This is a genomic window from Streptomyces sp. NPDC004065 (assembly GCF_044903565.1).
GTDB lineage: Bacteria > Actinomycetota > Actinomycetes > Streptomycetales > Streptomycetaceae > Streptomyces.
This window is the reverse complement of the sequence record NZ_JBJDQT010000003.1, coordinates 93,002-106,855: the sequence shown is the minus strand read 5'-3', so window position 1 is coordinate 106,855 and position 13,854 is coordinate 93,002. Positions and strand designations below refer to the sequence as shown.

9 protein-coding genes are annotated in these 13,854 nt (G+C 74.4%); 7 read left to right on the top strand and 2 right to left on the bottom strand.

Annotated elements, in window-relative coordinates; translation table 11 throughout:
• Positions 1–63: 63 nt before the first annotated feature.
• From ACI2LW_RS06670 to ACI2LW_RS06645, 6 genes are all read left to right on the top strand, one after another.
• On the top strand, positions 64–858 hold the full coding sequence (locus tag ACI2LW_RS06670) for a formate/nitrite transporter family protein (protein ID WP_404730052.1): 795 nt from the start codon (positions 64–66) through the stop codon (positions 856–858).
• Between the two features lie 366 nt (positions 859–1,224).
• The gene (gene hflX / locus ACI2LW_RS06665; protein WP_404730051.1) at positions 1,225–2,442 is read left to right on the top strand and encodes a GTPase HflX; all 1,218 of its coding nucleotides are present in this window, start codon (positions 1,225–1,227) and stop codon (positions 2,440–2,442) included.
• A 530-nt stretch (positions 2,443–2,972) separates the two neighbouring features.
• Positions 2,973–5,576, top strand: coding sequence for a rifamycin-inactivating phosphotransferase (gene rph, locus ACI2LW_RS06660; protein ID WP_404730050.1), 2,604 nt, complete (start codon positions 2,973–2,975; stop codon positions 5,574–5,576).
• Positions 5,577–5,711: 135 nt separating this feature from the next.
• A complete protein-coding gene (locus ACI2LW_RS06655; protein WP_404730049.1) occupies positions 5,712–7,280 on the top strand; it encodes a hypothetical protein in 1,569 nt (522 codons plus the stop codon).
• A gap of 473 nt (positions 7,281–7,753) precedes the next feature.
• Positions 7,754–9,112 (top strand): AAA family ATPase, encoded by a 1,359-nt coding sequence (locus ACI2LW_RS06650; RefSeq protein WP_404730048.1) that lies wholly within the window; start codon positions 7,754–7,756, stop codon positions 9,110–9,112.
• A gap of 146 nt (positions 9,113–9,258) precedes the next feature.
• Positions 9,259–10,503, top strand: a complete 1,245-nt coding sequence (locus ACI2LW_RS06645; protein WP_404730193.1) for a VWA-like domain-containing protein — start codon at positions 9,259–9,261, stop codon at positions 10,501–10,503.
• Between the two features lie 79 nt (positions 10,504–10,582).
• Here ACI2LW_RS06645 and ACI2LW_RS06640 read toward each other — a convergent pair whose 3' ends face one another.
• Entirely contained in the window at positions 10,583–11,146 is a 564-nt protein-coding gene (locus tag ACI2LW_RS06640) for a hypothetical protein (RefSeq protein WP_404730047.1), read from the bottom strand.
• Between the two features lie 329 nt (positions 11,147–11,475).
• On the opposite strand from ACI2LW_RS06640, the gene ACI2LW_RS06635 reads away from it, so the two are divergent.
• Positions 11,476–11,802, top strand: coding sequence for a carboxymuconolactone decarboxylase family protein (locus ACI2LW_RS06635; RefSeq protein ID WP_404730046.1), 327 nt, complete (start codon positions 11,476–11,478; stop codon positions 11,800–11,802).
• Positions 11,803–11,878: 76 nt separating this feature from the next.
• Here ACI2LW_RS06635 and ACI2LW_RS06630 read toward each other — a convergent pair whose 3' ends face one another.
• Positions 11,879–13,777, bottom strand: a complete 1,899-nt coding sequence (locus tag ACI2LW_RS06630; protein WP_404730045.1) for an acetate--CoA ligase — start codon at positions 13,775–13,777, stop codon at positions 11,879–11,881.
• Positions 13,778–13,854 lie beyond the last annotated feature (77 nt).

Sequence of the window (13,854 nt, the reverse complement as noted above, 5' to 3'; positions counted from 1 at the left end):
CCCCGCCGGGCGGCCCGGAACCGGCCTAGCGGGTCCGTCGCAATGGAGCCCGATCATCCGGTCATGCGGGGCCCGGGGGAGCCACGGGTCGCCGAAGCGGCCGAGCGCATCGTCGCCGAGGGCCGGCCACGGCTGCACCGCACCTGGACGTCCTTGGTGGCCACGTCGCTGCTCGGGGGCATAGACGTCGGTGTCGGCGTCATGACGCTGCTGTTCGTCCGGCACGACACGGGCAGTGAGCTGCTGGCCGGGCTGGCCTTCTCCGTGGGCTTCGTCGCCCTGCTGCTCGGACACAGCGAACTGTTCACGGAGGGCTTTCTCGTACCGGTCGCCACCGTGATCGCGGGCGCGGCGACCTGGCGGCACCTGGCCCGTATGTGGCTGACGGTCCTGGTGATGAACCTGGTCGGCGGATGGGCGTTCGTCTGGCTGGTCGTTCAGGCGTTCCCGGAGCTGCGTCGCACCGCGGCCACCGCGGGCGCGCACTTCGTGGACGGCGGCTTCACGCTGAGCACCTTCTGCCTCGCCGTGCTGGGCGGCGGGGTCATCACGCTCATGACCCGCATGCACCACGGCACCGACTCCATGACCGGAAAGATCACTGCCTCGATCGCCACCGCGTTCGTCCTGGCCGGACTCGGGCTGTGGCACTCGGTCCTGGACTCCCTGATCGCGTTCGCCGGCCTGCACGCGGGCGCGTCCTACGGCTATGCCGACTGGCTCGGGTGGCTGGCCTGGGCGGTCCTGGGCAACGTCGTGGGCGGTCTCCTCCTCACCACGGCACTGCGCCTCATCCGCAGCGCCCCGCTCCTGACCGGCGGTGGCCCGTCGGACGAAGCCGGATCCGCCGCTCGCTGAACGCAAGCGCCGCACCCCCCCCGCATCCGCCGGGCCCCCCGTACCCGCCGGGGCCCCCGTATCCGCCGGGGCCCCCGTATCCGCCGGGCCCGCCGCCGGACGCGTGCAGCGGCCGAGGACCGGGGTGGCGCCCCTCTGGCCCGGAAGGGGGTCACCTTGGCTCGTCCTCCCGCGATGTCCACAGCCGCGCGCCGGACCGTGACGCCGGACCATGACGCCGACCGTGACGCCGGGTGGTGGGTGCCGGGCGCGGACGCCTCCGGCCTTCCGTGCGCGTGACGAAGGCTTGCACCGCCGCCGAGGGGTACCTGGGAAAGGCCCGGGACCCATGGAGGCGGACGCCCTTCGGCAGGAGCGGAGACGATCATGCCAGGCACATGGCTGACGGGGGAGCGACCCGGAACGACGAGCGTCGCCGGGGCGGAACCGCGCAGATGGCGCGCCGTTCTGCTCGCGATCGGTCACCGCGACGGCGCGGACTCCGCGGTGGCGGACTCCCTGGACGAGCTGGAGCGCCTGGCCGCGACCGACGGCATCGAGGTGGTGGACCGGACGGTACAGGTACGCCGGCGCCCGGACCCGGCGACGTACCTCGGCTCGGGGAAGGTCCAGGAGCTCGCCGAGCTGGTCGGGACCCGGCAGGCGGACCTGGTGATCGTCGACGGGGAGCTGACCCCGGCCCAGGTGCGCGGCCTGGAGGACCGTGTCGGAGCGCGGGTGGTCGACCGCACCGGACTCATCCTGGACATCTTCGGCGAGCACGCCCGCAGTTCCGAGGGCAAGGCACAGGTCGAACTGGCCCAGCTGGCCTATGAGTTGCCGAGGCTGCGCGGCCACGGCCGGGAGATGTCCCGGATCGGCGGCGGCCGGACGGCCGGCGGTGCGGGGATCGGCGTACGCGGACGCGGCGAGATGCGTCTGGAGATCCGGCGACGCCATCTGCGCCGGCGCATGCGGACCCTGAACGAACAGGTGCGCCGTACCGCTCGCAGGCGGGAGGTGACGCGGCGGCGCCGGCTGCGCGAGCGCGTCCCGTCCGTCGCGATCACCGGATACACCAACGCCGGCAAGTCGGCCCTGCTCAACCGCTTGGCGGGCGCCGACGCCGAGGTCGCCGACGTCCTGTTCGCCACCCTGGACCCCTTGGTGCGCCGACTGCGCATCCCGGACGGTCCGACCTGCACCCTCACCGACACCGTCGGCTTCGTCCGCCACCTCCCGCACCAACTCGTCGACGCCTTCCGGTCGACGCTCGAGGAGGTCGCGCGGGCGGACCTGGCCCTGCACGTCGTCGACGCCTCCTCCCCGCAGGCCACCGAGCACATCGCCACCGTCCACCAGGTACTGCGCGACATCGGCGCCCAGGACGTGCCGGAACTGCTGGTGCTGAACAAGGCGGACCTCGCCGAACCCGGGCATCTGGCCGTGCTGCGGCGGCTCCACCCGGCCGCCGTCGTCGTGTCCGCCCGGACGGGCGAAGGCCTGGACGCCCTCCGGGATGCCCTGCGCGACCGCCTGAACGCGCTGTCCCCGCCTCCCGCGGTCCGCACCGGCAGGCCCGCCGGCGCGGAAGGAGCCCCGTGACGCGGGAACCCGACCCAGCCGTCCACGACTGCCCGCATCCGCAGCGGCGGCGGAGCCCCGGCCGCGCTGCTCGGCGAGCCCCCCGGCGCACCCGTGCTGTTCCACGGCACCGGCCTGGCGCCCGCCCACCCCGTCCGGGGGTGGACGGGCGCTTCGGGCGTGAGGCGAGAGGACCCTCCGGGGCGGGAATACCCCCCGGGCGGGGATCTCCGGGCGGGAATACCCCCCGGGCGGAAAACGAAAAGGCAAGGAGCGCTCTCCTTGCCACTCTCAACTTATAGCGCACAGGGGGGCTTGCGGCAAGGCCCCTCCCGTGGCGCAGAATCGTCCGCCCAGCCCGCCACCAGCGGAAACGGAGCTGCGGCGGTCCGGGCGGAGTGCGCCGCCCGGCGCCGTCGCCGGCCGGTGGCCCATCGGAGGGATGAAGAGTTGAGGACGTGTCCACCACGAAGTGCCGTGGGGCAGGGGATGCCCGGGCGCCGGTCGGCCGGTGCGGGGCGAGGGCGCACGGCGGTTCCGGAGGGGGGCCGATGACCGGGCCGTACGTGCTGGATCTGCGGGAGGCCGGCGACAGCCGGGCCGCGGCTGTCGGCGGCAAGGCCGCGAACCTGGGACGGCTGGCACAGATCGCCGGTCTCCGCGTGCCGCCCGGCTTCTGTGTGACGACGGACGCCTTCCGCCGGGTCATGGCCCAGGCGCCGTCGCTCGACGACCGGCTCGATCAGCTGTCGCGTACGGACCCGGACGACCGGGAGGCCATCCGGGCGCTCAGCGCGGAGATCCGCCGGACCGTCGAGGACGTCACCGTCCCGGACGAGCTCGCCGCGGAGATCACCCGCGCACTCGTCCGGCACGGTGAACACGACGCCTACGCCGTCCGGTCCAGCGCGACGGCGGAGGACCTGCCGACGGCCTCGTTCGCGGGCCAGCAGGACACCTGTCTCAATGTCGTGGGCCCGGCGTCGGTCCTGCGGCACATCAGCCGGTGCTGGGCCTCGCTGTTCACCGAGCGGGCCGTCGCCTACCGCCGGCGCCACGGCATCGACCACCGCACGGTCCGTATGGCCGTGCTGGTGCAGCGGATGGTCCTCCCGCACGCCGCCGGCGTCCTGTTCACCGCCGACCCCGTGACGGGCGACCGGAAGGCCGCCACCGTGGACGCCGGCTTCGGACTCGGTGAGGCGCTGGTCGCCGGCTCGGTCGACCCGGACGTCCTCAAGGTGCGGGACGGCGAGGTCGTCGCCGAGACGATCGCCGTCAAGCGGCGCGCCGTCGTCGCGTCGCCGGGCGGCGGCACGCGGGAAGTGGCGATCGACTCGCGCCGGCAGGCGCAGCCGGCCCTGACACACCCCCAGGTCCTCGAACTGGTCCGGCTCGGCCGCCGGATCGAGGCGCACTTCGGCCGCCCGCAGGACATCGAGTGGTGCCTGGCCGACGACGGCTTCCACATCGTCCAGAGCCGTCCGGTCACCACGCTGTTCCCCGTCCCCGAGAGGGACGACGAGGACAACCACGTCTACGTGTCCGTCGGCCACCAGCAGATGATGACTGACCCGATGAAGCCCCTGGGGCTGTCCGTGTGGCAGCTGACGGCCATGGCGCCGATGCACGCCGCCGGAAGCAGGCTGTTCGTCGACGTCACCCGGCACCTGGCCGCACCCGCGAGCCGTGCCGCCCTGCTCGACCTCGTGCAGAGGTCCGATCCGCTGATCGCGGACGCCCTGGAGACGGTCCTGGAACGCGGCGACTTCGTCCCGTCACTGCCCGACGCGGATCCCGGCGGGCGGCCGTCCGGCGGCGCCCCTGCCCCGATCGCGACCGATCCGGCCGTCGTCACCGAGCTGATCGAACGCAGCCGGGCGTCCATCGCCGCCCTGGGGCGCGACATCCGGACGAAGAGCGGACCGGAACTGTTCGAGTTCCTGCTGGACGCCTTCGAGGAGCACAAGCGGGTGCTCGGCGACCCGCTGAACCTCCAGGCGATCATGGCGGGGATGGAAGCCACGTGGTGGCTCAACGACAAACTGCGGGAGTGGCTCGGCGAGAAGAACGCCGCCGACACGCTCACCTTGTCCGCGCCCGGAAACGTCACGTCGGAGATGGGACTGGCCCTGCTCGACGTCGCGGACGCGATCCGCCCCCATCCCGAGGTCGTCGCCTTCCTGCGCGGCGTCGGCGCCGCCGACCGGGACTTCCTGGACGAGCTGGCGAAGCTCCCGGGCGGGACCGAGGCACGCGACGCCGTCGAGGACTACCTGGACCGGTACGGCATGCGCTGCGCCGGCGAGATCGACATCACCAGGCCGCGGTGGCGCGAGCGCCCCGCCACCCTCGTACCCCTGATCCTCGACCACGTACGGAACTTCGCACCGGGCGCCGCCCGGCACCGCTTCGAGCAGGGACGACAGGCGGCACTGAGGAAGGAACACGACGTGCTGACACGTCTGCGGGCCCTGCCGGACGGCGAGCGCAAGGCCCGCGAGACCAAGCGGATGATCGACCGGGTACGGACCTTCATCGGATACCGCGAGTACCCCAAGTACGGCATCGTCACCCGTTACTTCATCTACAAGCGGGCGCTGCTGGCGGAGGCCGGGCGGCTCGTGCGGGCCCGTGTGCTCCGGGACCAGGAGGACGTCTTCTACCTCACGTTCCAGGAGTTCGCCGAGGCGGCCCGCTCGCACCGGGTGGACGAGCGGCTCATCCAGCGGCGCAAGGAGGACTTCCGCTCCCATCAGGCGCTCACCCCTCCCCGGGTACTGACCTCGGACGGCGAGTGCCTCACCGGGACGTACCGGCGCGACGGCGTACCGGCCGGCGCCCTGACCGGCCTGCCGGTCTCGGCCGGAACCGTGGAGGGCAGGGCCCGCGTGATCCTCGACCTGGCGGAGGCCGATCTCGAGCCGGGCGACATCCTGGTCACCGCCTTCACGGACCCCAGTTGGTCGCCCCTGTTCGTCGGGATCGCGGGCCTGGTGACGGAGGTGGGCGGCCTGATGACGCACGGCGCGGTGATCGCCCGGGAGTACGGCCTGCCCGCCGTGGTGGGTGTGGAGCGGGCCACCCGGCGCATCCGCGACGGGCAGCGCATCCGCGTGCACGGCACCGACGGGTACGTCGAGATCCTCCCCTGACCGGCCACCGCGCCCGTGACCGGCCACCCCGGCAATCAATTGCCGGCACGGCACGGAAGGCGTGTCCTATGATGCCCGCGTGAAGAACACCTTCTCTCGCGGATTGGGGGAATCGTTCGTGCAAGGTGAGTGCTGATGGCACATCACCTCGCGACGGACGTTCCGGCCCACCTGTTGATGTGGCAGCGCGTGCGCGCGTACGCCGTGCCACCGTCCATGATCGAGACCGCGACCGCGCGGCGTACGGCCGGTGACTGGGCGGGGGCCTGCGCCGCCGCCCGGATCGACGTCGATCTCGATCTGCGCGCCGTGCGCGACCGCCACGGCACCGATCTGACCACCCGGCTCCGTGCCGATCTGCGCCGGCTGGCGCCGGATCTGCTGCGCTGGCACATGCCCCGCGTCGCCCCGGACGGGCGGCTCAGGCCCGGCCTCACGGTCTGTCTGGCGCGTTACGACCGCTCCGGTGACCCGCCGCTGCATCTGGTGGTGCGGACCCCGCCGGCCTGGGCGGACGGCGGACAGCGGATGTCCCTGGCCCTGTGGGAGGGGCCAGGGACCGGCGGCGCCGCGCAGCGGTCCCACCCGCACCCGTACCCCGACCGGCGTTTCCGGCTCGACCTGCACCGGCACCTCTGGGACGCCCGCCGGTGCGGAGAGCTGGCGCGACGCAGCGGTGCGAGCGGGCCGCCGCCGTCCGCCAGTCCGCCGGAGCTGCCGGTTCCGGCCGACCGGGCCAATCGGGCCAATCGGGCCGACCGTGGCGCCGTCCGGGCCGATCGTGGCACCGCCTGGGCCGACCGTGGCACCGTCCGGGACGTGCCGTGGGCGGTGGACCGGTGGGCCGCCGAGGCGGAGTTGCTGCTGCGGGCCGATGGCCGCCCCCGCGGGGCGTTCACGGTGCGGCTCGGTACGCGAAGCCGTGCCGTGCTCGAACTCGTCGCCCCCGACGACAGTCACGCCCCGGCCGTCCGGCCGCTGGGCCACGTGCTGCCGCCGCAGGAGGCCGCCGCGCTGCCCGTGCTGCCCGAGGCGGCGGCCCGGGTCCTTCCGGATCTGCGGCTGCTGCGGGCCGGGCTGCTCACGGCCGAGCGGCTGCATCCGCTCGTCGCCGCGGCACTGGCGCCCTCCGGCCCGGCGGCGGCGCCCGGCGCGGCCCCGCCGGCCGGCCCCGCTCCCGAACCCGGCGACCCGCACCGGGTGGAGTGCCGCGGCGAGGTCCACCGGATCGCACTGCGCGACGGGGTGCTGACGGCCGTCGACCACGGTCCGGCCCAACTGCGCCGCGAGGAGCTTCTGGTGGCGCTCGGCGGACCCGCGCTGCCGTGCCTGCGGGCGATCGACGCGGTGCACCGCAGCCCGCAGGAACTGCCCGCGGTCCGGGAGCGGCTGCACCACGGCGACGTGGCCGGGGCGCTGGCCGTCGTCGAGGGACTGCTCGGGCCCGGCGCGATCCTGCGCGACGGGCCGTTGCGGCAGGAACTGGAGTCGGCCGTGGACCGCCGCGTCGACCACGGGCTGTTCCGTGCGGGGCTCCGCAGTCCGCACCCCGCCACCGGCAACGGTGCGGCCGGGGGCGGTACTTCCCCGGGCACGGGACACGCGCGGGCGGGCCGCCGTCCCCGGCTCGGCCGCCACACGGCCGCCGCGGCACGCCTGAAGCTCAGCAGCCGGGAGCGACCGCGCACCGGCCTGGCCCGCTGACCGGCCGGCCTCCGGCTGACCGATCGGTCTCCGGCTGACCGGCCGGCCTCCCGTTGACCGATCGGCCTCCGGCTGACCGGCCGGCCTCCCGTTGACAGATCGGCCTCCGGCTGACCGGCCGGCCTCCGGCTGACCGGCCGGCCTCCGGCTGACCGGCCGGCCTCCGGCTGACAGATCGGCCTCCGGCTGACCGGCCGGCCTCCCGTTGACAGATCGGCCTCCGGCTGACCGGCCGGCCTCCCGTTGACCGATCGGCCTCCGGCTGACCGGCCGGCCTCCCGTTGACCGATCGGCCTCCGGCTGACCGGCCGGCCTCCCGCTGACCGATCGGTCTCTCGCGACCGGCCGGCCGTTCCACCCGCTCCCGTCCTCGCCCGACCCGACACCGCGCCGCGCACGCCTCGCGCGCCCCTCGAATCCTCCGGGGACGGACCGTCCCCCACCCATCCTTCTCCACACACCAGGTGATGCCCATGACTTCGTACGCCCTCCTGCCCACCCCGCACCCGGCCGGCGGCACGCCCGCACCCGCCCGTACCGACACGACCGGACCAGGCACGGACGCCGGCGCGACGGGAACCGCCACCGGCACAGGCGCTCAACTCGCCGTCGCCGGCGACCTTCTGACGCTCCTGCGGACGACGACCACCGAGCCACGCCCCGACGAACAGCTCGAAGCACTCACCCTCGCCGTCGCGGCCGACCTGCCGGTGCTGCTCTGGGGCGAGCCGGGCATCGGCAAGACCGCCGCCCTGACCCAGCTCGCGGCCTCCCTCGACCTGCCGCTGACCACCGTGATCGCCAGCGTCCACGAGCCGTCCGACTTCTCCGGACTGCCCGTCGTGGGCGACGACCCGGCGGTGCGGGGCGTACCGATGGCGCCACCGCAGTGGGCGGTGCGACTCGTGCGGGCCGGGCGGGGACTGCTCTTCCTGGACGAACTGTCCACCGCCACCCCGGCCGTCCAGGCCGCGCTGCTCCGGGTGGTCCTGGAGCGCAGGGTGGGTGAGCTGCGACTCCCGCCGGGGGTGCGGATCGTGGCCGCCGCGAATCCGCGTGCCTCGGCGGCGGACGGCTGGGAGCTGAGCCCGCCGCTGGCCAACCGCTTCGTCCATCTGCACTGGGTGCACGACCGGGATGTGGTGGTGCGCGGTCTGGGCGGGGTCTGGCCCCGGGCCGAGCTGCCCCGGCTGGAGCCGGAGCGGCTGGCGGAGGCGGTGGCGTTCGCCCGGCGCGCGGTCTGCGGCTTCCTGGACGTCAGGCCGACACTGATCCACCGGCTGCCGAGCAGCGAGACCCGGCGCGGCGGTGCCTGGCCGTCCCCCAGGAGCTGGGAGGCCGCGTTGACCCTGCTGGCCTTCGGCACGGCGGCATCGGTCTCCCGGGAGGTGCTGGCGCTGCTGGTGCGGGGCGCGGTGGGCGACGGACCCGGGCTCGAACTCCTCGCCCACCTGGACCGGATGGACCTGCCGGATCCGGAGTCGCTGCTGGCCGACCCGGCCCGCGCCGAGCTGCCGGAGCGGGGCGACCTGCGGCAGGCGGCGCTGGAGGCGGTGGTGGCCGCCGTCGGGGCACGGCCCCGGCGGGAGCGCTGGGAGGCGGGCTGGGCGGTGCTGGTGCGGGCCCTGGAGACCGGCGCCCCCGACCTGCTGGTCGCCCCGGCGACGGCGCTCGCCGCGCTGCGGCGCGACGACTGGGAGGTGCCGGAAGCGGTGGAGCGGCTGACCGCGGTGGTCGGTCTGGCCCGCCGGGCGGACCGGTCGGTGGGCCGGGTCGCGGCGGCGGCCGGCGCCGCTCGTGGCGCCGCCGGCACGACGGGGGTACGCCGATGACGGGGACCGCCCGGCGTCCGGGGCCGCGCCCGCTGCCGCGCCCCCTGCCCCGGCCCGCGCCGCCACGCCCGGTGGGCGCCACCGTGCCGAAGCCGCCGGCCGCCGGCGACGGCGGTCCGGGCGGGCCGCCAGGACTTCCGCTGGACCTGGAGAAGCTGCTGGCCGCGCGGCTGCACGCGGTGAGGGTCCGCCCCTACCTGGCCGACGCGCTCTTCGCCCTGCACGTGGTGGAGGACCGGTCGGTCCCCACGATGGCGGTGGACGCGTACTGGCGCTGCTACGTCTCGCCCGGCTTCGTGGCGCGCACCCCGGTGGAGGAGCTGGCGGGCGTGTGGGTGCACGAGGTCTCCCATCTGCTCCGGGACCACCACGGGCGCGGCGAGCGGTATGCGCGCGAGCACGAGGAGCACGGGCCCGGCGAGCGGGACGCGGGCGGAGGCCTGGCGGCCGGCGGCCCGGGAAGACTGCGGCGGAACATCGCCGCCGACTTCGAGATCAACGACGACATCTACGGCGACGGGCTGCCCGTGCCCGCCGGTGCGGTGCTGCCGTCGCTGCTGCGGCTGCCCCGGGGGCTGCTGATGGAGGAGTACCTGCGGACGGCCTCCATGTCCGGGCTCGCCGCGGAGCAGGCCTGGCTGGACTGCGGCAGCGGCGCCGACGGACAGCGCAGGCCGTGGGAGCTGGGGCCGGCGGGGGCGCACGGGCTGAGCAGGCAGCAGCGGGACGCGGTCCGCTTCCGGGTCGCCGAGGGGATCAAGGGCCGGCCGGGCGACGCGCCGGAGGGGTGGCGCCGGTGGGCGGACGAGGCGTTCCATCCGCCGCAGCCGTGGCGGCAGCTGCTGGGGGCGGCGGTCCGCTCGGCGGCGGGCGCGCCCGGAGTGGGCGAGAACCACAGCTACCGTCGCCCGTCCCGGCGCTCGGCCGGGCTCCCCGGCGTCGTCCTGCCGAGCCTGCGCCGTACGCCGCCCCGGGTCTGCGTCGTGATCGACACCTCCGGGTCGGTGAGCGACGCGGAGCTGGGCAGCGCGCTGCTGGAGGTGGCGGCGATCGCACGGGCCGTGGGCGGCCGGCGCGACCTGGTCTCGGTGATCTCCTGCGACGCGGCGGCCGGGGTGGCCGTACCGCTCTGCCGTGCCGAGAGCATGGCCCTGATCGGCGGCGGGGGAACGGACCTGCGCTCCGGTTTCGCCCGGGCGTTGCGCTCCCGGCCCCGCCCCGACGTGATCGTCGCCCTGACCGACGGCCAGACCCCCTGGCCCTCCGCCCAGCCACCCTGCCGTACCGTCGTCGGCCTCTTCCCACGACCCGCCCGCGCCGTGGACGAGGAGAACCCCGACTACGTCCCGGACGCCCCGCCGCCTTGGGCGCGCGTCGTCTCCATCGGCTGAGGCGACCGCCGGACCGGAGAAGGCAGCACGCGCCCCGCGGCGCCCGCTCGACGCACCGGTCCGCGCCGTCCGACGGCGTTCACCGCCGCTCCGGTGGGGCCGGGTCCCATCCCGCCGCGAACGACCATGTCACGCCCGGATCCGCGGTGAAGCGCAGTGAGGCGGTGGACCGGGCCTTGCTCATGAGCATCTCGTTCAGGGCGGGAAGCACCTTGCCCTCTTCGCACCGGAGAGGGAAGGAAACCCCCGCCGGCGTCACCTGGACGTCGACGCGGCCCGCCCCCTGGCAGTTGACGGCGATCGCCAGAGTCCCGCCCGCCCTGATGCCTCCGGGAAGCGGATACGTCCCGTGTCCGGTGACGGAAGCGCCGGAGACGAGGACCCACCTGCCGTCCGCGCCGATCCGCGGCGCCTCGGTGACCGAGGGGGCGTGCGGATCATGTGCCGTGACGTGCGCCGAGGCAGGTGGGGTGCTCCGGCCCGGCGCCGCGGCGGAGGGATGCGCGACACCGGCGCTCGCGTGGGTGCCGCAGCCGGCCGGCGCCAGGATGCCCGCGAGCGCGCAGGCAGTCGTCGCGAGCGCGCAGGCAGTCGTGCGGACCGCACCGGGCGCAGCGCCGGGTGCCGTTGGACGGTTTCCCAAGATGTACCAGCCAAGTAGTGGGGGTGCGCGACCCGTGATGGTCTTCCTTGCGCCACCCCTGCTCCTCGCCGGGGCTGACGTGTGCAGATCATTCGCCGTTTCCGGCGGCCCGGTCAAGCAACTCCTCGTGCATTGAGGGAAGTTTGAGGTGGCAGGGCCCGATCCCGCCCGGGGAGCGGCACGGCTCGGATTCCCGGCCCGTCCCCTCGACAGGCGGTCCACGGGAAATGGATTTACGGTCGTGCCGTGGGCGCTGCCCCGCACCGGGACCCCGTGCACTCCCTCGCCGCCGGGTCCCCTCTCGACACACCAACAGGAGACGACCTGTTATGGCCACAGCATCTGAAACCCCGGTACTGGACACCCTCGCCGCGATGACGGTCGACTCGGTCGAGCGGTGCGGGCTGACCCCGGAGACGTTCATGCTCACGCGCATCGCGGCCCTCGCCGCGTCGGACGCGCCGCCCATCTCCTACGTCGCCCATATCGACCCCGCGATACAGGCGGGCCTGACCGCCGAGCAGGTGCAGGACGTGCTGGTCGCCATCGCTCCCGTGGTGGGTACGGCGCGCGTCATGACGGCGGCGGGCAACATCGCCAAGGCCCTCGGCATCACGATCGCGGTGGCCGACGCCGAGGCCCAGAGCCGGGCGTAGAACCGAGGCGCAGAGCCGGGCGCAGAACCCTCGGACCCGCCGGACGATGACCTCGAACCCCGCCATGGGTTCGAGGTCATGCGCTGTGCCCGCCGTGCCCGCCGGCGCGCAGCACCGGACGCAGGGTCTCGATGACGCCCGGGTCGTCGATGGTGGAGGGGATGGGTTCCTCGTGGCCGTCGGCGATGGCGCGCATCGTCTTGCGCAGGATCTTCCCCGAGCGCGTCTTGGGCAGCGCGGCCACGACCGAGACCTCCTTGAGGGAGGCGACGGCGCCGATGCGTTCCCGCACGAGGTGGACGAGTTCGGCCTCGACGTCGCCCGGCTCGCGGCCGGCGCCGGCCTTCAGCACGACGAAGCCGCGCGGCACTTGGCCCTTGAGCGGGTCGGCGACTCCGATCACGGCGCACTCGGCCACATCGGGATGGGCGGCCAGGACCTCTTCCATGCTGCCCGTGGACAGCCGGTGCCCGGCGACGTTGATGACGTCGTCGACGCGGCCCATCACGAAGACGTACCCGTCGTCGTCGATGTGCCCGCCGTCGCCCGTGACGTAGTAGCCGTCGAACGCGGAGAGGTAGGAGGCGACGTACCGGTCGTCGTCGTTCCAGAGCGTGACCAGCGCGCCGGGAGGCAGGGGGAGCTTGACGACGATCGCGCCGTCCACGCCCGCGGGCGCCGGCTTTCCCGAGGCGTCGAGGACGCGGACGTCCCAGCCCGGCAGCGGGAAGGTCGGGGAGCCGGGCTTGACGGGCGCGGCTTCGACGCCGACCGGGTTGGCGACGATGGGCCAGCCGGTCTCGGTCTGCCACCAGTTGTCGATCACCGGGATGCCCAGCAGCGCGCCGGCCCAGTGGTAGGTCTCCGGATCGAGGCGTTCCCCCGCGAGGAAGAGGTAGCGCAGGCTGGACAGGTCGTACGGCGCCGCGAGCGCGCCCTGCGGGTCCTGCTTCCGGATGGCCCGGAAGGAGGTGGGCGCGGTGAACATGGTCTTCACCCGGTGCTCGGCGACCACGCGCCAGAACTGGCCCGCGTCCGGTGTGCCGACCGGTTTGCCCTCGTACAGCACCGTGGTCGCGCCGGCCAGCAGCGGTCCGTAGACGATGTACGAGTGCCCGACGACCCAGCCGACGTCGGAGGCGGTGAACATCGTCTCGCCCGGGCCCACGTCGAAGACGGCGCCCATCGACCAGTGCAGCGCCACGGCGTAGCCGCCGCAGTCACGCACGACTCCCTTGGGCTTTCCGGTCGTTCCTGAGGTGTAGAGGATGTACAGCGGGTCGTTCGCGGCGACGGGCACGCAGCCGGCCGGGGGCGCCGCCGCGACGAACTCCGCCCAGTCGAGATCGCCGGGTCCCAGGTCCGCCCTGGCCTGCGGCCGTTGCAGGATCACACGGTGCCGCGGCTTGTGCGAGGCCAGCTCGATGGCCCGGTCGAGCAGTGACTTGTACGCGATGACGCGTTGTCCCTCGATGCCGCAGGAGGCGGAGACGATCACCTCGGGGGCGGCGTCGTCGATGCGGACGGCGAGTTCGTTCGGGGCGAACCCGCCGAAGACGACCGAGTGGACGGCGCCGATGCGGGCGCAGGCCAGCATGGCGACGGCCGCCTCGGGGACCATGGGCATGTAGATGACGACCCGGTCCCCGTGTCCGACGCCCAGCTCCGCGAGCGCTCCGGCGAAGGACGCCACCTCGTCGCGCAACTGCGCGTAGGTGTAGGTGCGTCGTGTGCCGGTGACGGGGGAGTCGTAGACGAGCGCCGGCTGGTCGCCCCGGCCGGCCTCGACATGCCGGTCGACGGCGTTGTGACAGACGTTGAGCCGCCCGTCGGGGAACCAGCGGTAGAAGGGCGCGTGCGCCGCGTCGAGGGCGCGCCGCGGGGCGGCCTCCCAGTCGAGGGCCCCGGCCGCCTCCAGCCAGAAGTGCTCCGGGTCCTTGCTGCTGCTGCGGAAGACGTCCTCGTAGGTTCCCATCGCGCACCCTCCTCGGGCACTCAAGGAGCCGCGGCCGGGCGCTGACGATCCGCGTCCCGTCGATGTCCGTTCCAGTA

Coding starts and splice junctions, on each gene's coding strand:
- ACI2LW_RS06670 (WP_404730052.1), top strand. CDS start 64: ATGCGGGGCCCGGGGGAGCCACGGGTCGCCGAAGCGGCCGAGCGCATC.
- hflX (WP_404730051.1), top strand. CDS start 1,225: ATGCCAGGCACATGGCTGACGGGGGAGCGACCCGGAACGACGAGCGTC.
- rph (WP_404730050.1), top strand. CDS start 2,973: ATGACCGGGCCGTACGTGCTGGATCTGCGGGAGGCCGGCGACAGCCGG.
- ACI2LW_RS06655 (WP_404730049.1), top strand. CDS start 5,712: ATGGCACATCACCTCGCGACGGACGTTCCGGCCCACCTGTTGATGTGG.
- ACI2LW_RS06650 (WP_404730048.1), top strand. CDS start 7,754: ATGACTTCGTACGCCCTCCTGCCCACCCCGCACCCGGCCGGCGGCACG.
- ACI2LW_RS06635 (WP_404730046.1), top strand. CDS start 11,476: ATGGCCACAGCATCTGAAACCCCGGTACTGGACACCCTCGCCGCGATG.
- ACI2LW_RS06630 (WP_404730045.1), bottom strand. CDS start 13,777: ATGGGAACCTACGAGGACGTCTTCCGCAGCAGCAGCAAGGACCCGGAG.